The sequence below is a fragment of the Afifella sp. H1R genome, assembly GCF_021462425.1.
Lineage (GTDB): Bacteria > Pseudomonadota > Alphaproteobacteria > Rhizobiales > Afifellaceae > Afifella > Afifella aestuarii.
In genome coordinates this window covers 557,074-580,883 of sequence record NZ_JAKEDY010000002.1, presented here as the reverse complement: position 1 = coordinate 580,883, position 23,810 = coordinate 557,074, and the positions used below count along the sequence as shown (strand labels likewise).

The following is a 23,810-nucleotide window of genomic DNA, read 5'->3' as shown; positions in this document are numbered from 1 at the left end:
GGCTGACCCTGGGTTGAAAATCGACGAGGCTCATGTCCGGCGCAATAGGGTGATTTTGAGGCATCAAGGGATCGACGGGCGGCTTTGGTCCGTCGCGGCCAAGGCATCATCGTCGTCACGCGCTCTGTCAACCCTTCCGCGGCGCGCTCGGCGCGGAGCGCATGGCAGGCCGGCGCCTCGGTCCTGCAAGGCGTCGGATGAGACGGCGCGCCGGTCTCTCGAAGAGGATGAAGATCAGGAAGGATTGCAGGATGGCGAGCGTGATGGCCGAGACCCCGAGAAGCACGGGGTGTGTCTGCGGGTCGAGGAAGTAGCGCAGATTGCCGATCGCCAGCATGTGGGTGAGGTAGAGCGAATAGGAAATGTCGCCGAGTTTGCGCAGCCAGAGCGTGCCAAGAAGACGTGCCGCGAAGTTGCTGCGCAAGGTGAAGAAGAGGAGGAGGAAGACGGCCACAGCGATCTGCGGTTCCCACCACATGCGTGGCGTATGTCCGAACAGCCAAATGAACGGCATCGGAAAGAGGAATGCGATCATAGCGGTGGAGCCGAGGAAGCCCGCATCGTTGAGCTTCGGAGCGAAATGGATGCGTTGGGACAAAAGCTTCGTGGCCATGCCGATGACGAAGTAATGCCCGAGATGCATGACCGGCATGGAGAAGGGCGGCAGGAGATAATAGGCGAGCGCGATCGCCAGGCAGGAGACGAGGGCGAGATTGCCCGAGACGCGATAGAGGATCCAGAAGAGCGGGAAGAGCGCGTAGAAGCGGAGCTCGACCGGGATCGTCCAAAGCACGTTTTCGCCACGTCGCAGAAGCAGGTGGTCGATGAGATCGGCGCCGTCGATGGAATAGACGAAAGGATATTCGCCACTCTTCCACCGCGTCACCGCGTAGGAGAGAAAGACCACGGCGAGGAAAAGCGGCACGACACGGGCGACGCGGGCCACAAGATATTTGTAGAGCGTAGAAGGCCGTAGCGGCGTTTCGAAATAGATATGCGCCATCAGAAAGCCCGACAGCGCAAAGAAGATCATGACACCGATCTGACCGCCGCCGCGCTGAAAGTAATCATGCGCGATGCCCGTCGCACTCGCCACGTGCGAGAGCATGACGATGACCGCCGCCACGCCCCGCAGACCGTCGAGGGCCGGGATATGCGCCGGAACGGGGGCGGGACCTGGCCAAGGCTGGCTCTCGTCGCGGGCGGTCCGCAGGCGGTCGAACATGTCAGCCGCGCTTGCGGCCGATCAAGGTCGTGGCCGAGGCGAGTTCGAACTGGGCCGTCTCGCTCAAATCTTTGACGAAAGGCTGCTGGCGCGCCTTCCAGTAGCGGCTCGTCAGAATATCGCGCACGCTCATCTCGGCAAATTCCGGGCGCGCGTCCTCCGGCAGCCCCTGCATATAGGAGCGCAGGATCCACTGCAGCGAGCGGAACGGGTGCTGGTGGTCGTCGACGATGTGCTCGATGACCTCGATTTCCGCACCGTAGAGACGGCGATGACCCGAGCGCGTCATGTTGAAATAATGGTCGGGATAGCCGTGTTCGGGTTGCATGAAGGGGATGCCGGAAAACAACAATCCGCCCGGCTTCAGCACACGCACGATTTCCTTTGCGCAGGTGAAGGGATCATCGACATGCTCGAGCACCGCGAGTGTCAGCACCATGTCGAAGGTGTTGTCCGCGAAGGGAAGAGCCTGGCCGACGGTAAGGAGGTCCGTCGACGGATAGTCGAAGATCTCCATGTAGATCACGTCGGGCCGCTCGATCCGCTTGAAGCCGGCGCCGAAATCGAGCGCCATGAAGTTTTCGTGCCGCGCCGCGGCAAGCTGGGTTTCGAGCAGGCTTGGATAGGGATGGTCGGAGACCCCGTCGGCCTTGTCAGCAAGCTTTCCGGAGAAGCCATAAGCGGGATCGAGCATATTGACGGCGCCGAAGGGTGGAAGCGGCGTGGAAAAGCCAGACTGCGGAAAGACAAGAGCCTCGTCTTTCTCCACCCCGGCTTCACCGCTCTGCCAGTGCCGCAGATGGTGGACGAGCCAGTCCCGCTTGCGAAGTTTGGCAGAACGCGCCGCCGCGACGGTGTCGGCAAGATCGGGCGCGATCGTGACTTCAAGCGCGCCGGCCGGATTGCCATCCACTTCCGCAATGAGGGGCAATGGCGCGTTCAGAGCTTTAGCATCGAGCTGCGTGAGATCGACATAGGCCCGAAAGCCGATCCCGCCTTGCCCGAGATCGGGGCGCGCAACTTTGCTGACCGCAAGCGGCGCGCCGGCAAGTCTGAGATCAAGAGGTCCCTCGGAGGCATGTGCAACCCATCCCTCGAACACGTCGTAAGGCGTGGAGAGCTCGGCAGTTGGGTGGCTGTCGAGGTGGATCATGGGGGCGCCTATACGAGTTGCGTGACGATCTTGTCCAGGCGAGACGATCCTCATCACTGAGGTCGGCAGCGTGTGGCACGAATCTCTCATCGTTTCGCCGCAATATCGTCCGAAACGCTGTGCTTGTGAGACTTCGTTAGCATGTGCTAGCTGATAATCTATCCCAGATGCTATTGTAGGCATGGGTTTGAACAGAAGCGGTCTGGCATGCGACGGTGGCCGCTTTCCGGCGGCCACGAACGACCCGGGACGCGGGTTTGGTGTCGGGAGTCTCCTTTCCATCTTGCGGAACGCCGCTGACGGCTTCCGCAACGGGTGTTCGACAGCGCAATGACAGAACTTGACCACGCGACCTCCAGTGTCCGCCGCGCCTTCATTGGCGTGTTCATCATGAGCGGGATCACCTCCGTTCTGATGCTGGCGCTGCCGTTTTACATGATGCAGGTGTTTCAGCGGGTGCTGCCGAGCCGCAGCGAGGAAACGCTGATCGCGCTTTCGATCCTCGCCTTCATCGCTTTTGCGACCTACGGCATTTTCGAGGCGTTGCGCATGGCGGTCCTGGCGCGGGCGGCCGCGCGTTACGAAGCCATGCTCGCGGGGCCGGTCGTTTACGCGCATTTCCTGGATGGCAGCCGCGATGCATCCTCCGGCATGGAGCTCATGCAGGATGTGCGGCAGGTGAAGACCTTCATCGGCTCGCGCGCGCTGGCCGCGGTGGCCGAGGCTCCGTTCATCCCGATCTTTGTCGCCGTTCTCTTCATGGTTGACATTGCGCTCGGGATTTTGATCACTTGCGGCATGGTTGTGATGGTCGTCGTCGCCATCCTCCAGCAGCGTGCCATGAAGCGCGGCATCGAAGTGCAGAACGACGCCCAGCGCGGCGCCAACCGGATCCTGCAATCGCATATCGAACAATCTGAAACGGTGCGTGTCCTCGGCCTGCAGAAGACGGCGATCGCGCGCTGGGGCAGCCTCAATGCGCGCGGCCTCACCGCTTTCGTCAACCTGCAGACGGTCGGTGCGCTCTTCGGCGGCTTTTCCCGCTTCATGCGCTTCAGCCTTCAGGCCTCGATCCTCGGCGTCGGCGCCTTCCTGGCGCTCGAGGGCGATGTCGCGGCGGTGGTCGTCTTCGCCTGCATGATGCTCGGCGGCCGGGCGCTCGCGCCGCTCGACGGTCTCGTCGGCTCGTGGAGCGCGCTGACGAATGCCTGGTCCGCCCATAACCGCGTCCGCGATGCGCTGATCGGCTTTTATGTCGAGCCGGAGAGGACGGCCCTGCCGGAGCCCAAGGGCAATTTCATGGTCGAGAAGCTCGTCTTCGGCGTGCGCGGCTCCGACGAGGCGATCATCAAGCGCATCTCCTTCGGCATCGAAGCCGGCGAGACCATCGGCATCATCGGACCGAGCGGCGCCGGCAAATCGACGCTTCTGCGCCTGCTTGCCGGCGGGCTGATGCCGAATGCCGGCCATGTGCGCCTGGACGGCGCCGACATGCGCAACTGGAACCGCATCCAGCTCGGCGAATATATGGGCTACGTGCCGCAAGCGGTCGATTTCTTCCCCGGCACGATCGGTGAGAACATCGCCCGTTTCGATCCCGACGCGTCGGACACCGACATCGTCGAGGCGGCGCAGCAGGCGGGCATCCACGAGATGATCCTGCGCTTTCCGCGCGGCTATGACACGCGTATTGGCACGGGTGGAATGCAGCCGTCGGGCGGCCAGAAGCAGCTGATCGCGCTCGCCCGCGCGCTTTACCGCAATCCGCGGCTCATCTTCCTCGATGAGCCCAATTCCAATCTCGACCAGGAGGGTGACCACATTCTTCTGGGCGCGGTGAGCCGCGCCAAGGCGCGTGGGGCCACCATCATCCTCGTGACGCAGCGCCCGGTGCTGCTGCAGGTCGTCGACCGCGTGCTTTTGATGAAGAACGGCACGATCGAGAATTACGGGCCGCGCCAGGAAGTTCTGCCCAAGGTGGTGAAGCCGGCGAGCGTGGAACGGCGGCCCGTGCGCCAGATCCAGCAGCCGAAAGGCGGCGAGGAGGCGAACGAGAAGACGGACGGCCAGGTCGCGGCCGGCGCGGGAGGGTCCGCATCGTGAAGGAATTGCAGGCGATCGGCATGTACGGCAAGCCGGCCCCCGCGGCCCGCAAGCCCCGTAAGGACGACGCGCCCTTCTACCATGCCTGGCACCACGAAGTGCCGTTGAAGCTGACGCGCGCCTACCGGCTCGCCATCATCGCCATGTTCTGTTTCGTCGGGCTTGGCACCTATTGGGCCGTCTCCGCCCCGATCGACGGCGCCTTCATGGCCGATGGCCGCCTGGTGGCCCAGGGCAAGAACCGCATCGTGGAGCATCTGGAAGGCGGCATCGTCAACGAGGTGCTGGTGAAGGAGGGCGAGCAGGTGAAGGCGGGCGACCTTCTGGCCCGCATCGACGTGACGAGCGCGGAGGCGAAGCTTGCGACCGCGCAGATGCAGCGCGACGTCGCCCGGGTGAAGCTTGCCCGCTATCTCGCCGAGCAGCGGGGCGACGACGAGATCGTCCTGCCGCCGGATCTGGAGCGGCGCATCGCCGAAGAGCCGGAGCTTGCCGACACGGCGAGTTCGCAGCGCGAGGAATTCGAAGCCAAGACGGCGGAGATGACGTCGCTGAAAACGATCCTCAACCAGCGCATCGACAACAATCAGCAGCTTCTCGACAATCTGAAAGAGATGCTGACGGAGCGGCGCGAGCGCGTAGAGGCGACGCAGGAAGAGGTGCGCGTTTCGAGCGATCTTCTGGACAAAGGCCTGACGACGCGCGATCGCAATTTTGCGCTCAACCGCCAGCTCGCGTCCGACCAGGACAATGTCCGCCAGACGCTCATTCAGATGGACGACAAGCGTTCCACCATCAATGAGACGCAGGAACAGCTGAACCGGGCCCTGTCGCAGCGGGCCAACGAAGTCGCCCAGCAGATCACGGATCTGCGCTCCAACATCTTCGAGCTCTCCTCGAATATCCGCTATTTTTCGGATGTGACGAAGCGTTCGGAAGTGCGTGCGCCGGTTTCCGGCACGATCGTGAATGTCGCCGTCAACACGCAGGACCAGGTGATCAAGCCGGGCGATCCGATCTTCGAGATCCTGCCGGAAGGCGTGCCGATGAGCATCGAGGCGATGGTCGACCCGCATTACATCGATTCCGTGCGCCAGGGTCAGCACGTCTCGATCCGCTTCCCCTCGCGCGAGCGCTCCAAGGCGATCCAGATTCTCGACGGCGAGGTGAGCTACATTTCGCCGGACAGCGAGCAGGACGAAAAGACCGGCCGCTATTTCTACAAGGTGCGCGCCTCCGTCGACCCGGAAAGCCTGAAAGAGTACGGCAAGGTCATGCCGGGCAATGTGGGGCAGGTGTATTTCGAGCTCGAAAACAAGACCTTCCTGGAATATCTGATCGAGCCCTATCAGGACATGCGCGACAAGGCCTTCGTCGGCTGAGCCGCGCGGCAACGGACACGAGAAGAAGCCCGAAGACGGGCGACCGGAGCGGGGCCGGGGGGAGAGAATGGGCGAGAGCGAGACGCCGGGCATGCTGGCCGACAGGCTGGCGGCGCAGCTGCCGATCACGGCGCGCCGCGTCCTTCTCGCCGGGCGGCCCGTGCCGGGGCTCGAGGCGCTGCTGCGGGCCCGCAACCCAAAAATCGAGATCGACCGGGCGGACAGCGCCACGCCCGCTGCGGACATGCCGGGCGATGCTTCCAGCTGTGAGACGGGCCCCTATGATGCCGGCGCACTTGTCGCCGACACGCCCGATGAGGCGGAAGCCGCGCTGAAGGCGCTGGCGCCGCGCGTGCGCGACGAGGGTGTCTGCGCGCTCCTCGTGCCGAACCGGTTTTTCTGGCCGCGATTGCAGGCCTTTCTTGCGGGGAAGAACGATGGCGCCAGAGCCGGGTTTGATCCCGAAGAGCTGCAGGAGATGGCGAAACGCGCCGGCGCACCGCTTGCACGCATCGTCGCGATCCAGGCGGGACCAGGGCTCGGCGAAGAGACGGCAAAGGCCGTGCGGCCGCTCTGCGCCGCGCTGAAGGTCGATGGCGAGACCGCGCTCCGGCGGCTCGCGGCGTCGCATTTCACCGCCCAGACACGCCCGCGCCGAGTGCCGGACAGGATCATCCGCTTCACCGGCAAGACGCTCGCTTCAAAGCCCGACGCGATGGCAATCGTCCGTATGCAGGCGCCGCTTGCAGCGCTTGGCACGCTGCCCGAGTTCATGATCGACGATCTCGGCCCCACGCCCAGGCGCCCGAGCCAGGGGACGCGCGATGTCTTCGTCTGGCAGCGGCCGATCCTGACGCGCGAGGAATCGCTTCCCGTCTACAGACAGATTCTCGAAACCCACAAGCTCCTCGTGGTGGAGTTCGACGACAATCCGATGCGCTGGCCGGCGATCGCGGAAAACGGCCACCTCACCTTCCGCTCCGCGCATGCCGTCAGAACCTCGACGGAAACGCTCGCCAAGATCATCCGGGAGTGGAATCCGAACGTCTTCGTCTCGCCCAACCAGATCGAGGCGCTGCCGCCGTTTCGGCCCGTCGAGCCCCGGCAGGGGCCGGTCAGGCTTCTCTTTGCCGCGCTCAACCGCAAAGAGGATTGGGCCCCCTATATCGATGCCGTCAACGAGGTCGTCTCCCGCTACGGGCCGGACAAGCTTCGCGTCGACGTCGTCTTCGACCGTGCGTTCTTCGAGGCGGTGAAGGCGGAGGACAAGCATTACCAGCCGGTTCTGCCGTTCAGGGAATACAAGGCGCTCATGTCGAAGGCGGATATCGCCTGGCTGCCGCTCGAAGACAATCTCTTCAATCGCTGCAAGAGCGACCTGAAGTTCATCGAATGCGGTGCTTATTCCGTCGCCGTCGTCGCGAGCCCGATGATTTATGGCGATGTCGCCCGCCATGGCGAGACGGGGCTTCTCTACAAATCGGCGAAACAGCTCCGCGAACATCTGCGGGCCTTGATCGAGGATCGCGAGCGGCGCGAAAAAATCGCCCGCGCGGCCTATGACGAAGTTGCGTCACGGCGCATGCGCACCTACCACGCGAGCGGCGAGGCCGCATGGTACGCAGGCCTGTTGCGAAATCACGAAGCGCTCGAGGCCGAGCGCGTCGCGCGCCTGAGCGATGAGCCGGCCTGGGGCGAGCCACAAACCGAGACGGCTTAGAGGGTGGATGACGTTATGACCGAAGATCTTTCCTGGCTTTATTCGCCGGCCGTCTTTCAGGTGCCTGAGCGGATCGGAGCTTCAGGCTGGCTGGAGCACACGCCCTTCGCCTTCTGGCTCATCGACAAGCTGCGCCCGGAGCGCCTCGTCGAACTCGGCACACATACCGGCATTTCGTTCTGCGCCTTCAATCAGGCGATCAAGCAGCTCGGCACGGCAACCGCCTGCCATGCCGTCGACACCTGGCAGGGCGACCAGCACGCCGGCTATTACGGCGATAACATCTACAACGAGCTGTCGCGCTACAACGAGGATCGCTACGGCAGCTTCGCGACCTTGATCCGGGCCCGCTTCGACGAGGCGCTCGCCCATTTCGACGACGGCGCCATCGATCTTCTGCATATCGACGGGCTTCACACCTACGAGGCCGTCGGGCACGACCACAAGACCTGGCTGCCGAAGGTGAAGGAGGGGGGCGTTATCCTCTTTCACGACACCAATGTCCGCAGGGGCGATTTCGGCGTGCACCGCTATTGGGCGGAGATCGCGGAGGGGGCGCATGCGTTCGAGTTCTTGCATGGCTTTGGCCTCGGCGTGCTCGTCAAGGGTGAGCCGCGGAACGAAGCGATCACCTCGCTCTGCGCGGCCCGCCACGACCCGGAGGCGACGAGCGCCGTACGCCGGACGTTCGCCTTCCTGGGCGGGGCCGTGACGAACCGCTTGAAACTCGCGATGGCGGCGAAGAAGGCTCCGGCGCAAGCGCGTCAGGCCTGAACCGGCGCGAGACTAAAAGCGCCGGCGAGCCGTCAGGCGGACGCCGCTTCGCCCTTCCGGCGCAGAAAGCCGCCGGGATTGAGCGTCAAAAGATGCCGTTCGCGCTGCGCATCGAGCTCGAAACGGTCGTCCGTGGCGAGGAAGTCCTTGATCGCTTCCTGCGGCCCGGGGCCGTGCTCGGGAAAGACGGGATGGCCGTTGACGTTGCCGTCCTCGACGATCAGGTAGCAGCCTGAGCTGACCAGGGGCGCATAAAGCTCCAATTCCCGACGGACATGCGCGGCCCGGTGGTCTGAATCGAGGATGACCATCACGCGCATGTCGGGCCGGATCATGTCCTTCACCTGCTCCACGATCGCGGCATCGGTGCTCGATCCCGTGAGATAGGTGATCAGATTGTGTTTGGGCGGATCGTCCGGCGCGTTGATGTCGATGGTGACGATGCGGCCGTTTCCGACGAGCTGACAGATGGTCGCCAGGAAGAAGGCGCTGCCGCCGAACTTCGTCCCGCATTCGATGATGAGATCAGGCTGCGTCTCGGTGATGATCTCCTGATAGGTGATCATGTCCATCGGGCATTTCAGAACCCGGTGACCGAGCCAGCTCACCTCGGACGGTTCGGCCGCTTTGGAGAACAGGCGCCTGTAATAGAGCCGATGAAAGCGATCGGTGATCGCCTGCTCCTCCGATGTCAGCGGCGGAAACCGCCGTGTCGGAAAGTACCGGCCGCGTTTGAAACCAAAGAAAAAACCATTGATCTGCTCGAGCGGGATCGAAAGCCGCATGAGCTCGTCTCCTCTCCTTTTTACATAAAAAAAGGGGCGCCGAAGCGCCCCTTTCTTTCGTTCCTGAGGAACGATCAAACGAACATGAAGTCGTCCGACGAGATCTGAGACGCGTCGGTGTCTTCGAAGGTGATCGTGAACGTGCCACCGCCGTCGGTGACAGTGACGATCACGTCGCCCGGCTGGGTGGTCGTGTCGAAGTTGAAGTCGACCGTGTCACCGCTGTCGAGAACGACCATGTCGTTGCCGTCGTCGTCGAAGTCCGTAACCGTGACGTTCTCTGTGCCACCACCGGCAAGGCCCGTGAAGTTCAGGACGTCGTCGCCGGCACCGCCGGTCACTTCGTCGCCGTCAACCGCAGCGATCGTGTCGGCACCAGCGCCACCGAAGAGCTCGGCACCGCCGCCCGAAGAGACGATCGAATCAGCACCCTCACCACCGAAAACGGTGTCAGCTGCGCTGGTGGAAATCGTGTCGTCGCCTGCGCCACCACCGAGCTCGTTGCCGGCGAAGGAGCTGCTGATGAGGTCGTTGCCGTCGCCGGCATAGACTTCGTTGCCACCGGCCGTGCCGACGACGATCGAATCGGCGTCTCCGCCACCGAAGACAGTGTCGTTGCCGTCGACAGTGATCGTGTCGATGCCTGCGCCGCCGTAGATCTCGTCATCGCCGCCGCCGCTCGACATGACGTCGTTGCCCGAGCCGCCATACATCGTCTCGTCGCCACCGGCGCCCACGAGGACGTCGTTGCCAGCGCCACCACCGAGGAGGGCGTCGCCGCCACCACCGGTCAGCGTGTCGGCACCGTCGCCACCGAACAGCGTGTCGGAATCGGTCGCGCCGCCCGTCAGGCTGTCTTCGTCAGCACCGCCATAGACGAGGTTGTCGCCGGCCACGGCCGTGAACGTCTCGTTGCCAGCGCCCAGGAAGATCACGTCGTCGCCACCCGTGCTGGTGACAACGTCGTCGCCGTCGCCGCCATAGATCGTGTCGGCGCCAGCGCCAACCGCGATCGTGTCGGCACCGTCGCCGCCGCCGATGATGTTGATCATGTCGCCGGCGCCAGCGCCGGTAACGGAGTCGGCGCCGTCACCGAGATAGATCTCGTTGATCTGGCCGGAGACGCCAAAAGCAAGGCTCTCAGCGTTCAGGTTGACGGTGTCATTGCCGGCGCCGCCAAGGACGGTGTCGCCGAGGCCGTCAGCAGTCATGGTGATGGAATCAGCACCATCACCCAGGAAAACCAGGTCGTTGCCGTTGCCGTCGCTCACGACGTCGTCGCCGGCCATTGCATAGATTGAATCCGCAGCAGCGCTACCCACCAGGGTATCGTCGCCGTTCGTTCCGAAAATCTCAGCCATGTGTTTCTCCAGTAGAGCTTCAAAACACGCGCGTGTGTTGTATCCCCATCCCCACGCCATGTTTGCGCCGCGGCGGAGGGTAACGCGGACCGCAGCTTATTGCGGAGGCCCCTATCGGTGTCAACCTGCGAAAGCCACGGCGGATAAATTTCCGCGGGGGTTGCTAAAATGCAATTGTCGCGTCGTAGAAAGGGCTTAAGTGAAAACGCCAGCTGGGGAAAGCTTCTTTTAAAGAAACTTAAGAGTACCTGAAAAGAATGGCGGCGCCTTTGCCTGTCGGCGGGCGCCTCTCGTGCGGCGCGGCAGGTTTTGTGCCAGCCTTTGCAGAGCTGTTGTGGTACGCCACGGTTTCCTTCGTCCATTCGCCGCCGCTGGTGTCGCCCGACGCGCGGATGACGTCTCTGCGCTTCCCTAAGTCCTTGGAAAACAAACGTGTGGAGCGCCGTTCTCGGCGCGTGGCAGATGCGACACGTCTTTCGCCGGTCTGTCGCTGATGCAAGGCGGCGGGGCGTCGCAGGACCTGCCGATCCGGTGATCTGGCTCCTGAGAGCCTGTGGAGCGATGGCCCGGCGGGACCGCGGCGCCCCGCTCTCCCGAGGGGCGGCGGCCCGTGCGGCCTCCCGGTGCGCCATCCCTGAGGCCGGCCTGCGGCTCAACATCTCGCCGGTGCGTTGGCGCGGAAGTGTTGCCCGTCTGCATCATGTCAAGCGGCAGGCGCAGGCGGCTTTTCCGCCGTTTCGGGTGCCTTGTCGGCGGTGTTTTCAGCGCGCCGCGCACGCCTCTGCGATTCTTAAGACCGCCTCCGCCTCGATCCGCCAGTTGGGATGGGCCGGTGCCGGGCCCGGCGACACGATCTCACCGCGCAGGAAGCCATGGGCGAAGCCGAGGCTGCGATAAAGGCTCTGATGCATGGGACGGAAGCCGCCATGCGGCTCGAGCTCCAGGATCGTCGTGCCCGGCCGGCAGAAGACGCAGTTGAAGAGGCCGGAGCCCGACGGGCCGATGACGATCTCGGCTTCCTGAAAGGCTGCGATGCGGGCGCCGAGCGGCAGGGTCTCGGGCCGGATCTCCTCAAAGCCGAGCGCGCCGAGGCGGGTGACGATCTCGTCCTCGTTCATAAGAATGCGCCGCGGTGCCGTCTTCGACCAGCTCCGGCGCGAGATATAAAGCCGGTGCCCGGCGCCGCGCGGCGAGGATGCGGGGCCGGCCAGCCGCGCGGCGAAGCCCGTGAGAGCCCGGCGCAGCTCGGACGGAAACACGTTGCCGGGGGCGGCAAGCGAAGGGGCGAGGCCATCGGCAAGCGGCGTAATCGCCGTCACGTCCTGCGCGATGACGTCCCGTCCGGGTGCGGCGGCCGCCACGATCTCGCGCATCCACTCCGCCTCCATCGGCACGAGGAGCGCGCGCCCCGCCGCTTCGGGGATCTCATCGAGGAGCAGGAGCTTCGGCAGGATGCGGAAGAGCCAGGAGCCGTAATTGCGCGATTCGGTCGAGCCGAGTGCGACCACCGGGGTTTCGATCGGCGGCGCAAGGTGGGCGTCGGCCGCGATGCCGAGCCTTTCGCCGGCACGGCTCACCCCGTGCGTCATGCGGAATTCGTGCGGGAAAGCGGACAGCGGGCGAGACTGATCGAAGAAGGGCGCGGGGAGAAGCAGAACGTCGTTGACGAGGACAGGCTCTGCCGCGCCGCTCTCGGCGATGTCCGGATCTCCCGGATCGATCAACGCCCGCTGGCCGGCGAGGAGGACGTTCTTTCCCGCAACCACATAGCGCGGCCGCGCCTGAAGCGGATCGCGCTCGATCTCCGTTTCGGGTGGCGCACCGAGGGCAAGCCGCGGCCCCTCATCGCCGAGCGGTGCGGCGCCCGCAACGGCCTTGGCCTGCAGCCGCGGCGAGAGCGGATGCCAGACGCCGGGCCGGGCCCAGAGATCGGGCGCCCGCACCGGCGCGACCTCGTGCCCGGCAAGAGCCCGCAGGGTGGCTGCGGCATCCTCAGCCACGTGTGCTGCCGTCCGGATCCTTCGCCCGCTCGGCCTCCAGCTTTTCGATGCGTGTCCGCAAGGCCTGCAACGTTCGCTCCTGGCGGGAGACGAGATCGACGAGCCGGGCCGTCACATGTTCGGCGTCGCGCGCCTCGGCCCCGGCGGACGCTTGCGTCTCCTCGATCGGCGCATCCGCCTCGTCGATGACGGCGAGCCCCGTCCTGTCCGGCATGAAGCGGGCGAGGATCTCCTGGTTGCGCACCTCGTAGCGGCGGCGCACGAGATCGAAGAGGTTTTTTGGCAGCTTCAGCTTTTCCGCGCCGTCGCCGGAGCGGCCCATCGCCAAAACGTTGATCGGCCGGTCGTCGTCGAGGCTCTCGAAGAGGCCGGAATGGCGGGAGAGAAAGCGCAGAAGCCGTGCGTCCGGGCTGACATTCTCATTGGCGACAGCGGCGAGGCCCTCGGCCGGCGTTTTGAGGAACTCCGCGAAATCGGCGAAGAGATCGCCGCGCGTCAGAAAGCGGGGATCGAGAAAGCGCAGGTGGAGCGCGTTGTCTCCCGCGACCTCGCCCCATTCGGTGATCGTCGCTTCATAATCGGGAAGCCCGGAATTCATCCGGTAGGCGATGAATTCCGGCAGAGACAGCCCGCGCTTCAGCCCCCATTGCCGCCAGGCGGCGAGAAGCACGCGATCCTGCCGGCGGATGTAATAGGCAACACGCACCGATATCTCGCCGAGAAGCGGGACGAAGAGTGCCGCATGGCCGGGATTGAAGAGGATCTCGGTGGAGAGGACGAAGCGGGCGTCGGGCGCCTCAATCGTCGCCATCCTGGCGCGCAGATGGTCCGCAAAAGCCTCGGGCGCGATCCCGGCATTGGCGCGGAAATAATGCAGCGGATTGCCGGAGACTTTGTTGTGCGGATCGAAGCCGAGATCCCCGCCGGCGAGGAAGAGACCGCGGCGCGCAAGCTCCTCCGCATTCCGGGCGAGAAACGCCTGAAGTGTCGATGAGCCGGTCTTCGGGTGGCCGATATGCAGAAGGAGTTCGCGCATCAGGAGCGGTTTTTCGGCTCGTGCCTCAATGCGGCAGGCGGTGGCCGAAGGCCGCCTCGACCGCCGCCTCGTCATAGGCTTCGCCGAGGAAGTCGAAAAGGGCGCGCAGGCTCGCCCGGTCTTTGACGTAATCGTCGTAGCGCACGAGGAAGCTCGTATCGGAATGCGCGGCGACGTAATCCGCATACTGCCGGTCGAGATCCTCCACCATCTCCATCACCTTTTCGGTTTCCACATCTTTCCACCACGAGGAGCGCGCGACGTCGGCAGCGCGCCGCGTGTTGAAGATGAGCCGGCAGGGCGGGAAGAACTCGCGGATGAAATCGAGAAACTCCGGCATCTCGCCAGGCTCCGCATCGTGGAAGCGGATTTCCTTGAAGCCGAGGACACGCGTCTGCGGCGTGGGCTTCAGAATCTCGCGCACGAAGAGGCCGGCGAGTTCCTCGCCGAAGCGGCGCGGCACGATCTCGTCGGCGCCGTACCAAGGCCCGTGCGCCGGGATCGGCGTCTGTCCCTGATTGTAGCGGGTGTTGTGAGCCCGCTTCCACGCCCGGAAGAGCGGATAGAGAAGGTTGTTGTTTTCCCCCCGGATCATCGCTCCGGGGATCGTCTGCAGGGCCGTCTGCAACAGCGTGGAGCCCGAGCGGCCATAGGTGACGATGACGATGAATTTCTCGAAGTCGGGCCTGGCGGTCATAGGGGTCTCCGCGGGTTCAGCGAATGGGACGGCCGGCGCATCAACGGGCGAGCCGGCTCTTGATGGTGAAGGCGAGCGCTTCCGTGGGCACGAGGCGGCTCGACGGCACGCCGCAATTGGCGAGCGCTTTGCGCGCCTTCACCCCGGCGGCGATCACATGATGGGCGTGTTCATAGGCGGCCGCGACGGTGACGGGATCCCGGCCCCGGACGGCATCTCGTTCGACAAGAATGTCGTCGAGGGTGAGGATGGTGAAGATCTTGTCGCCCTTGGCCTCGCCGGCAAAGGGCAGGAAATCGGTGATGCCGAAGGTGATGAGGGCGTCATGGCCGCGCGCCAGCGCCATCAGGCGCGCATGCCTGGAAGGATCCTGGACAGGGATGTCGCTTCCCATGAAGCCGAAATCCGACGGCGGCGGCGCGGGCACCGGATCGAGAAGGATGTTTTCGAAATTGGCCGCCCGTGCGGCGCGTGCGAAGGCCGGATTCGCCGTCTGTCCGTCAAGCGCGAGCGACAGGCGCAGGCCCGCCCGAGACAGGCGCTCGCAGAAGCGGCCGAACGCGTCTTGCAGCGCCTCATCGGCTAGGCTCGCTGGCGCGACGGCGACGAGGCAGCGCTCCCGGCCTCTCGCGATGAAGGGGAACGGCTTGAAGGGCGCGTAGCCGCAGAGATCGTCGGCCATCAACTCGCGCACATCCTTCACGATCGGGCCGCGATAGAACCGGCTCGCATGGTGGAGAGGACGCGCCTGCGACACGCGTGTGAACGGCCTCAGAAGGGCCGAAAGCCGCGCAATCCGCCGCTTGTGCCCGACATGGCCCTGAAACGGCGGCACCTGCTCGAGCGTCGGAAGGCTCCAGTGCTCGACGCGCGTCACGTCGCGCACGAGGGCAAGACCCGGCCGCTTCGGTCTCTCGAAGGCGAGCCGCGACAATTCGTTGAGCGGGATGAGGGCGATGAGAGCCTCGGCGGCTTCGATGTCCTTGCGCGCGCGCCGCGTGTCGCCGACGAAGCGGCTCGCATGATCGGCGGCACGAATGGAAAGGATGTGCGGGCCGGAAAGGGGCTCTGCCAGTGCTTCGAAGAAGAGGCTGCGCAGATGCTGCGGCCATTCCATGTCGGCCGCGGCGCGCCCGTGATGGGCAACGAGAACGGGCGGAACGTCGTGCTCGTGAATGCCGGAGAGATGCTTTTCGAAGAGGGTCGCCGCTTCCCGCAACGTCAATGTGCGGCCGGGCAAAAGCGGGTCCGATGTCGCCCGGATCTCGCCGGTCTCAAGGTTGGCCATCAGGAAACGCGGCGCTTCCTCGTGCTCGTCGGCCAGGATCGCGGAGCGGGCGAAGAGATCGGAATGCTTGCGCTGCATCCCCGCCATGATCTCGTCCGTCTGGCGGCGCGACTGCGCGACCATGCTTTCCGGACGCACGCGATAGAGAAAGCCCGGATCGGTGACACGCACGCCGTGAAAGCCGGCTTCGCGGGCCGACAGCCAGAAATCCCAGTCTTCGAGGCCGAATTTCATCGTCTCGTCGTAGAAGACACCTGCGCGAAAGACCTCGGACCGCACGAGACTGCCCGCCTCGCTGATATTGCCGCGGCGATGCCGGAGCGCGGAATCGGCGAGCGTGGTTTCGCGCACATCGACGCCGTCGACCATCGGCGTCAGGCCGAAAGCGTGCACGTCTGGAAAGGCCCAGCCGGCGCCGTCCTCCGCGCCGAGGGCGGCCGCATAGGCGGCAAGTGCGTAATTCTCCAGCCTGTTATCGGCATCGAGAAAGAAGATCGCGTCGGTATCCGGAAAGAGCCCCAGAAGCGTGCGCACGCCGGTGTTGCGGGCGGCCGACAGGCCGCCATTTCTCTGGCGCAGGCTGATCACCCGCCCCGGATAGCGCGCTCGACAGGCCGTCAGCGCATGCTGGGTTTCGGGGTTCGGACAGCCGTCGTCGACAACGGCCACCACATGGGGTGTCGCAAGCATCTGCTCGCAGGCGCTTTTCACCGCTTCGACGGCAAAGCGCGAATGGCCGTAGACCGGCACGACGACGCCGATCCGCCGAAAGCCGGACGGCACGTCATTGTCGGTGAGGAGCGGGCTCCGCATCACCTCTCCGAACGAGGCTTTGCCTTGCCGCCGGTGAGCTCAAGGCGATGCGCGCCCTTGCCGGCGACCGTGAGATCGAGCCCATACCAGCGGCACCAGGCAAAGCTGATATGTCCGGAAAGACTGCGGATGGTGCATAGAAGGTCGGCAGGCTGTGCGAGCGGCGTCTGAAGCTCGATGGCAAAATCGTGCCGCTCATTGGGCTTCGTGTTCACCTTCGCGGATGCGATGACGAAATCGGGCCGGGCGGTGTCGCCGTCTTCGACGAAGCGCTCCATCGCCCTGGCGAAGGCGGCGGGGTCTTCCTCGCCCGCACCGCGCTCGATAAGGAACAGCCCGTATTCCGCATCGGGTCCCAGACGGTGGCTCGTCATCACCCGCGCGCTGACACGAACGAGTCCTTCGGGCAGGATGCCGACACCGCGCGCCCCCGAAAGCCCGTCGGGCAAAGGATGCGTCTGCATGAAGTTTTCGACGTCGGAGATCTCGAAAACCGAAAACCCGAGGCCTTCGGATGCGCGGCGACCTTCGCTGTCGCCGAACATGTAGCTCATCCGGCTTTTCAGTTCCGCGAAGGGGATGCGCCGGGCAAAGGGCGGTTCGAGTTCGCTCCGCAGCCCCTCGATCTTTTCGACCTCCATGTGCGATGCGCTTAATGCGATCTCGACGCCTGAAGAATTGCGGAGCGCCAGGACGACGTCCATCGGCCGCTCGGTCGGGCCCGCGAATGTCAGCCGCAATGTCGTGCGCGTCGCCTTCGGCAGGCGTCGGGTGAGCGAGGCCGGCAGGTTCGCTGTCGTGCCGGCATCCTGCGCGAAAATCGCTTCCACGACCTGACGCAGCTCGTCCGCATCGCGCAGAACGAGGTCTTGGCTCGGGATCGCAAGGATGGCGGTTTCGATCTCTTCATCCACATCGTCGGCGGCGCGCGCGAGATCGACGGAGACGGTGAGCGTGCCGGGACTGATCGCATCCGCAAGCCGGAAGCCGCCGATCTTTCCAGGAAGGGTGCGCAGGCCGATCTGGCCATTGCTGTCGGTTGCCGAAAGCGGGCCGCCCTTGCTCGTTTGCCGAAGAATCGCCTCTTCGGCGGCGCCGAAGATATAATGCAGCCGACGAGAGAGCCCCGCGGTATCGAGCGGCGCACGGGAGATCCGCAAAGCCGCACGGTTCGCTGCCGGAAACGCTTCGGGCGAAAGGCCCTTCCAGATCTTGAGCGCGAGCGAACCCGCGCCGTCGGGATCGATCAGGCCGAAACGGTCGGTCGTCTCGTCCGTGAGCGACAGGAGCGGTGCGGCGACCTTTGCGTCTCGGAGGAAGGAGACGGTGAGGACGCCATCGCCGTGGATCGGACCGACGGCCTTTTCCAGAACGATATCGTTCCAGCCGGCCTTCAAATCCGTAGCGGCAATCTCCGCCCGGGCGAGGCTCTGCCGCAGATCGGGGGGCCCGAGCGTGACGATGATTTGGCCGGAGGTCTTCTTGGGCGTGACGACATAAAGACTGACGGCGTTGATGCCGGCGAGATCGACCGGCAGGCGCTGGACGAGCGATGTCGCCTCCTCGTCGCCGCCAGGGCCGATCGTGCGATCGCCGGCCGGCACCTCATAGGCGAGCATGCGTGTGGAATAGCCGAGCGCCTCGACCATCTCGCGGCCGAGGCGAAGCTGTAGCTGCTGCCACTCCGCGTGCTGGCGCATCTCGGCAAGCTCGCTCTCGCGCCGGCCGAGGACCTCTTCCTGGATGGCGAGACGATGGCTCATCGCCGGCAAGAGCGCATGGGTGAAGCGTAAGAGCGCCGCATCGGTCTCGGTCGCATCGATGACGGCAAGAGAGGGGACGGGCCGCGCGTCGTGCCGCTTGAAGAACCCGACGAGCTTTGCCGCGATCTCCTGCTCACCGTCACCGCAGGCAATCAGGAAGACGCCGTGCGGGATGGCGTCGGTGAGGACATGGGCGGCCGCGCCCGGATGCGATCCTGAGGATCTGAGCCGGCCATCCTGATCAAACAGCGTGACGGAAGTCGGAAGATGCGACAGGTCTCCGAGACGTTCGGCAAGGCTTTCGGAGACGAACACCTGGCTCGACGCTCCGAAGATCTGTTGCGCGCTGTCGGGATCGACGAAAATCCCGCTGGAAAAGGCGGTCGGATCCGGCACGTCAGGCGACCTTCTTTCTGCGCCACCGCTCGAGATGGCCCTGAGCCTCTGGGCCCCCGGCGAGATAGCCCTTCAGGCGGGCTTTGTTGAGCTTGTGCCGATAGGCGATCTCCTCGTCGCCGATCCCGTGGGTGCGTCCCCAGGCGGTGTCGGCGGCATTGAGAGCGGCAAGCGTCTTCTCGAGAGTGGCGGCATCTTCCATGAGGACGTAGCCGAAATGCTCGTAGAAGAACCGCGCCTCGATCATCGAACGCTCTTCGGTCTCCGCTTCGTCGTAATCATGCGAATGATAGACGACGGCATTCGGTGCGAAGACTTTCTGGTAGCCGGCCGCGACGATGTCCTCGGCGTAGAGCTGGTCTTCGCCGAAGGGAACGTCGCGATAAGGGATTTTCTCCCAAACGGAACGCCGCAGGCAGGAATTGTTGTCGCTGTAATAATGCAGCTGCTGCCGCCATTGGATGTCGCCCGCCGCGTAGCGTGCGGGATCGAGATCCTTGGAGACGGCGAGCGGCATTTCGAAGAATTGCCGGAAATGCTGGTCGATGTCGCGCTTGGTAAAGGCGCTCGCGGCTTCCCAGGCGAGATGGTGACCGAAGGCGCCGGCTGCATCCGGATAATGGTCGAGCATCATCACGAGATTGGCGAGCCAGCCTTCGTTCGTCGGCAGCGCATCCTGGGTGAGAAAGGCGATGTAATCGCCGCTCGTCAGCTCGACGCCGAGATTGCGCGTGCGGCCATGGCCGAACTCCGATTTGTCGATGCGGTGCAGCATGACCGAATCGTCCGCCTCGATGCGCTCCATCGTGCCGTCGCTCGAGCCACTGTCGATGACGAGGATCTCGAACGGCTCGTGCAGCTTCTGCGCCTTCACCCGCTCGATGACGTCGAGGAGGAGCGGCCCGCCGTTGAGGGTCGGGATGACGACGGAGGCTTTCGGTGTGGCCCGCGGGACCGCCGGCGCAAGCCGGGCGTGCCCGAGTTCCTGAAGCCGGTCGACGATGCCTTTTTCGATGACGTCGGCAGCGCCTTCCCAGCTGAACTGGGAGACCCAGTTGAGGGCCTTGCGCGCCTGTGTGGCGCGGCGCTCGCCATCGAAGAGCAGCGCTTCGATGGCATCGGCGAGAGCGTCGGGATTGGCGCCCGCGCGCGACACCACGCCCTCGGGATAGATCGCCTTGGTGCTTTCCACATCGAGCTCGACCACCGGCAGGCCGCAGGCCATCATTTCCTGCGGAACGAGCGAGTAGTTCGTCGCCGAGAAGACGACGCCGATCGTGGCGGAACGGTAGAGCCGGCTGAGCTCCTGCGGCGGCAGCGTCCCATGCTGCACGAAAGGGAAGGGCGCTGTCTCGATCGGCTCTTCGGAACCGAAGAAATCGACGATGAATCCGTGTCCGCGCCGCGCCAGCACCTCGAGCGCCAGAAGGCCGAGGTCGACAGCGCGCCTGGCGGTGAAGCGGCGGGCGTAAAGCGCGATCCGCGGAAGCGCGTCCGCGTTGGCGGCAGGCGCCGAGCGCGGGCTTGCCGGATAATAAACATCGCGATCGGCCGCGAGGTGGAAATGGCGCGTCCAGCGGCCGAAATTCTCCTCAAGCGTTTGCGACAGCCAGGGGCTCGCGCACAGGCAATCGACGTCACTTCGATAGGTGGTTTCCGCCAAAAGCGCTTCGGCGCCGCGGGCAAAGAAGAACGGCTCGTAATCCTGCACGAAGTAGAAGCAGCGCTTCACCTGCTGCATCGAACGGGCTGGCCACACCGACGCCCAGTCGGTCGCGATGACGGCATCGCCTTGAGCATCGACGAAACCCTCCTCGTCGATGAGGCGGATGTCCGCGTCGATCGTCTGATAATGGCGCACGACGTCGTCGTAGGCCCCGTCGAGCGGCTCTTTCGGATCGCGGTTATGGATCCAGACCGTCTGGCGGTGACCGCGCAGACCGAGGGCGCGCACCATCCGGAAGATGGTCATATGGCCGCCGCCGCCAGTCCCGAAATCCGGGATCACCCAATGCAGGACGAGGCGGTTCGGTATGAAACTGCCATGTGCATCGGCGGTCTCGGCGGGCCGGTGATCCAGCGGGTAACGCAGAAAGCTTCCCTTGCAGCAATGCGCGTCCCGCCGCCCGAGATTGATGCGATGCCCGGGCTTTGCGGGATCGACCGGCCTGAGCGCGGGCGCCTGCGGCAGCCCCTCCTTCATGAAGCGCGCGATCGGCTCCCCATCGCGTGGCGACCAGCCGGTGAGGTTGCTGTAATGCGTGAGACTGAAGGCCGCCGACGGGTCGCAGCCATTCTGCCAGCCATGGCGCAGATAGTGCAGGATCGGAGGCAGGCCGCGCAGCGCGTAGCGGTGCTCCTTCGTGTACCAGGTCGGGTCGAAATATGGATTGGGGCTGCGGCCTTCGCGGATGCCCCAGTCGATGTAATGTCGAAGCGGATCGGGCACGGCGACGACGTCGGGATATTTCCCGCGATACCAGGTCTCGTGCAGAAGCCCGCTTTCCGAAATCTCGTCATAAGCGCCGCGCGGGATCGTCATCGGCTCGCGTTCGACGTCTGCACGGCCGGTGGCGACGAGAAACTGCTCGTAGGCCGTGAGCTTCTTTTGCGAGAGGTCGGGGTGGTCGCGCAGATAGGCGGCGGCGTCGAAGGTGGGCGAGGGGTTGCGGCCTTCGGTGCAGCCGACCTGAAGGTAATGGATGAGAGGGTTGATCTCCGCGGCCCGAATGTCGGGGTAGGCAGTCAGATAATAGGTGACGTCGAAATGCTCCGACGGATTGCGCCCCTCTTTCCAGCCGATGCGATGAAAATGCTCGATCGGGTCGATCTCGGCGCGCGCCACATCCGGATTGTTCTCAAGGTACCATTGCCCGTTCATCAGGATCGGATGCGCCCTGAGGAGCCGCATCGATCCCGTGAAGGGCAGCAGATAGCGTTTCAAAGTCCGCTTGAGTGTGGCGTTCACGAACGCGCTCCCAGGGCAATACGAAATGCCAGGCCGGCATGATGCGGCTGTGTGGCTCGGATGGATGGCACAGGTCGCGCCAAATCGAAAGGACGACCGGCTCAGCGACAGGTCTTGGCGCCAGAGGCGACATCGACCATGAGCTGCCGGTGGCAGGGCAGAAGATGCTTCATGGCATAGCGCTCCAGGACCGTGCGACGTGCGGCCGCGCGCAACGGCACGAATTTCTGCTGCCCGGCGAGCGCCTCCTCCATCCGAGCGGCGATCTTGTCGGAATCGAAGAAGTCGACGAGGAGGCCGTTCTTGCCGTCCTCGATCATCTCCCGGATGGGGTCGGTGTCCGAACCAAGCAGCAGGACGCCGGTGCTCATCGCCTCGATCATCGACCATGACAGCACGAAGGGCACGGTGAGATAGACGTGCACGGAGGAGATGCGGAAGACCGTACGCAGCTTCTCCAAAGGCACCAGATCGAGAAAGTGGATGCGGCTCAGATCGAGATCGAGCGTCTCCAGGGCATGTTCCTTGTAGGTCTTGCCGTCGGAGCGCTTGGAGCCGTAGGCGACGCGGTCTCTGCCGACGACGATCGTCTGCATGTTGGGGCGCCGCTTTTGCAGCTTGGCGACCGCCTCCATGAACTGCGGAAAGCCGCGGTAGGGCTCCATGCCTCGCGTGGCATAGGTGACGATCTCGTCGCCCGCCCGAAAAGTCTTGTCGCCGATCGTGAGCGTGTCGGAGCGGTCCGGACACATGAAATCCGTATCGACGCCGTCGTGCAGAAGCTCGATCTTGTCGCGGAACATGGCCGGAAACTGGCTGTGCTGAAACCGCGTCGGACAGATCCCCCAATCCATGATCGAGAGATCGGCAAGGAAAGGCGCATTCTTCATCTGCATGCGCACGCGCTCGTCATAGGGGGCGGGTTCGCGGCGCAGGAAGTCGGTATCGGCGCCCGTCGAATTGTACCACCACTCGTAATAGGTGAGCATGCGTGTGTCGGGCCACAGTTCGCGCAGGAACATCGTCGGGCCCCAGCCGGAATGGCCGCAGATGATATCGGGCTTCCAGCCGGATTGCTTCACGCTGACGAGTTTCTGAAACACGTTCTGCGCATTGATGACCGCGGATTCGAAGGCGACGACTGCCGGATGGATGCCCTTCGTCACCGGGCGATGCGGTTTGTACAGAACCTTCTTCAAAGGAAATTTCTGCTGGTTCGTTTCCAGCGTAACCGCGATCATGTCCTCGACCAGAGGATCATCCTTCAGGAAGTTGATGAGACGCCGATACTGGCCAGGAAAATTATTGTGCAGGAAGAGTATTTTCATGGGGCTGAAAAATCCGAAGAGGTGCTTGGCAGGCCAGGCGTCGTGCCGGCAACGGGGGTGACGAACCCTGCATGATGGCAATGCGGGGACGCGGCTGCGCTGTCAACACGCAGGATAGAAAGGCGCCGGAAAGCCGCTTGTCTCAAGCTAGGCAAGAGCATCGACCCGTGCCCAGGCGGTAACCGCATGCTCACTCGCCTCCGGCACGAAAGCGAACCCTTGTTTCGACAGTCCGTCCATGACGGCTTTGACGCCCGGCAAACCGTAAATGTCCGGGTGAAGCTCCAGGACGAGCGCGCGCAGGTTCGAAGGCAGCGGATCTGCAAGAAGCTCCAGTTCCGCCCCTTCGACATCCATGACGACGACCTGCGGATCCCACTCATCGAGACGCTTGGAGATGGCGCGTGCTGGGACCTCTACGCGACGCGCCTCCGCCCCCGGCCGTGTCGACGAGGCCCAGAAATCCTTGCTCACGTAGAAATCCGCCAGGCCGTCCTCGCGCGCGGCGAGCTCGTGGTGGAGGGTCGCGCAGGTGACGCCGTTCAAACGGTGATGGTGTTCGATCAGGGCCAGAAGCTCGGGATTGGCCTCCACACACTCGATCGTGATGTCGGCATGGGTGAGGGCCATGAAACTCGAGATGAAGCCGCAGCCGCCACCGAATTCGACGATGTGGTCGCCCGGCCTCACCATGATCTCGCTCGCCCGCGCTTCCGCGCCTTCATACCAGCCGCGCTCGACGGCGCGCCGCAGCTTTTCGGTAAAGAGGGGATGCGACAGGTCGAGGCGGACGCCCCGGCATTCGACGATTTCCGGGCTCGTAGCCGGCTGCATCTCTTGCTCCTTGTCGTCATGCTGCAGAATAAGCGTCGGTGGTCGGCTTATCCGCAGTCGCCCGCCGCGGCAACCAGTCGCCGAAGCCGCGCCCCACGTCTTCCCCGGACGCATTTTTCTGTGCAGCCCATGTCAGCGTGTCGTATTTGACTGGCTTTTTGCAGACGCTCGTCTGCAAAAGACG

The 23,810-nt window shown here is 64.3% G+C and carries 16 protein-coding genes; 4 read left to right on the top strand and 12 right to left on the bottom strand.

Translation table 11 applies throughout. The features are described from left to right. Positions 1-127: 127 nt before the first annotated feature. Together L0F51_RS14320 and L0F51_RS14315 are read right to left on the bottom strand one after the other, a co-directional pair. A complete protein-coding gene (locus L0F51_RS14320; RefSeq protein WP_234629869.1) occupies positions 128-1,225 on the bottom strand; it encodes an acyltransferase in 1,098 nt (365 codons plus the stop codon). Position 1,226: 1 nt separating this feature from the next. Beyond that, positions 1,227-2,378 (bottom strand): class I SAM-dependent methyltransferase, encoded by a 1,152-nt coding sequence (locus tag L0F51_RS14315; protein ID WP_234629868.1) that lies wholly within the window; start codon positions 2,376-2,378, stop codon positions 1,227-1,229. A gap of 330 nt (positions 2,379-2,708) precedes the next feature. Between L0F51_RS14315 and L0F51_RS14310 the strand changes: the two genes are divergently transcribed. The 4 genes from L0F51_RS14310 (at position 2,709) to L0F51_RS14295 (ending at position 8,357) form a co-directional block, all read left to right on the top strand. Beyond that, on the top strand, positions 2,709-4,481 hold the full coding sequence (locus L0F51_RS14310; protein WP_234629867.1) for a type I secretion system permease/ATPase: 1,773 nt from the start codon (positions 2,709-2,711) through the stop codon (positions 4,479-4,481). Next, on the top strand, positions 4,478-5,863 hold the full coding sequence (locus L0F51_RS14305; RefSeq protein ID WP_234629866.1) for an HlyD family type I secretion periplasmic adaptor subunit: 1,386 nt from the start codon (positions 4,478-4,480) through the stop codon (positions 5,861-5,863). Before L0F51_RS14310 ends, L0F51_RS14305 begins: the two co-directional genes overlap by 4 nt. 67 nt (positions 5,864-5,930) lie before the next feature. Next, positions 5,931-7,583, top strand: coding sequence for a glycosyltransferase (locus tag L0F51_RS14300; RefSeq protein WP_234629865.1), 1,653 nt, complete (start codon positions 5,931-5,933; stop codon positions 7,581-7,583). Between the two features lie 15 nt (positions 7,584-7,598). Next, positions 7,599-8,357 (top strand): class I SAM-dependent methyltransferase, encoded by a 759-nt coding sequence (locus L0F51_RS14295; RefSeq protein WP_234629864.1) that lies wholly within the window; start codon positions 7,599-7,601, stop codon positions 8,355-8,357. Between the two features lie 32 nt (positions 8,358-8,389). Here L0F51_RS14295 and L0F51_RS14290 read toward each other — a convergent pair whose 3' ends face one another. The 10 genes from L0F51_RS14290 to L0F51_RS14245 all read right to left on the bottom strand — a co-directional run bounded on the left by L0F51_RS14290 (position 8,390) and on the right by L0F51_RS14245 (position 23,626). Next, positions 8,390-9,142: a CmcI family methyltransferase gene (locus L0F51_RS14290; RefSeq protein WP_234629863.1), complete on the bottom strand. Its 753-nt coding sequence runs from the start codon at positions 9,140-9,142 to the stop codon at positions 8,390-8,392. A gap of 74 nt (positions 9,143-9,216) precedes the next feature. Further along, positions 9,217-10,503, bottom strand: coding sequence for a calcium-binding protein (locus L0F51_RS14285; protein ID WP_234629862.1), 1,287 nt, complete (start codon positions 10,501-10,503; stop codon positions 9,217-9,219). A gap of 761 nt (positions 10,504-11,264) precedes the next feature. Next, positions 11,265-12,503 (bottom strand): glycosyltransferase 61 family protein, encoded by a 1,239-nt coding sequence (locus L0F51_RS14280; RefSeq protein ID WP_234629861.1) that lies wholly within the window; start codon positions 12,501-12,503, stop codon positions 11,265-11,267. Then, positions 12,496-13,539 (bottom strand): hypothetical protein, encoded by a 1,044-nt coding sequence (locus L0F51_RS14275; protein WP_234629860.1) that lies wholly within the window; start codon positions 13,537-13,539, stop codon positions 12,496-12,498. Before L0F51_RS14275 ends, L0F51_RS14280 begins: the two co-directional genes overlap by 8 nt. A 25-nt stretch (positions 13,540-13,564) precedes the next feature. Continuing rightward, positions 13,565-14,236, bottom strand: coding sequence for a sulfotransferase (locus L0F51_RS14270; RefSeq protein ID WP_234629859.1), 672 nt, complete (start codon positions 14,234-14,236; stop codon positions 13,565-13,567). A gap of 40 nt (positions 14,237-14,276) precedes the next feature. Beyond that, positions 14,277-16,337, bottom strand: a complete 2,061-nt coding sequence (locus tag L0F51_RS14265) for a glycosyltransferase family A protein (RefSeq protein ID WP_234629858.1) — start codon at positions 16,335-16,337, stop codon at positions 14,277-14,279. Beyond that, positions 16,337-18,496: a DUF6212 domain-containing protein gene (locus L0F51_RS14260; protein ID WP_234629857.1), complete on the bottom strand. Its 2,160-nt coding sequence runs from the start codon at positions 18,494-18,496 to the stop codon at positions 16,337-16,339. The genes L0F51_RS14265 and L0F51_RS14260 overlap by 1 nt, the downstream gene beginning before the upstream one ends. Before the next feature lies 1 nt (position 18,497). Further along, positions 18,498-21,464: a glycosyltransferase gene (locus tag L0F51_RS20210; protein WP_234629856.1), complete on the bottom strand. Its 2,967-nt coding sequence runs from the start codon at positions 21,462-21,464 to the stop codon at positions 18,498-18,500. Between the two features lie 101 nt (positions 21,465-21,565). Next, the gene (locus L0F51_RS14250; RefSeq protein ID WP_234629855.1) at positions 21,566-22,792 is read right to left on the bottom strand and encodes a glycosyltransferase; all 1,227 of its coding nucleotides are present in this window, start codon (positions 22,790-22,792) and stop codon (positions 21,566-21,568) included. Between the two features lie 147 nt (positions 22,793-22,939). Beyond that, the gene (locus L0F51_RS14245; protein ID WP_234629854.1) at positions 22,940-23,626 is read right to left on the bottom strand and encodes an FkbM family methyltransferase; all 687 of its coding nucleotides are present in this window, start codon (positions 23,624-23,626) and stop codon (positions 22,940-22,942) included. Positions 23,627-23,810 lie beyond the last annotated feature (184 nt).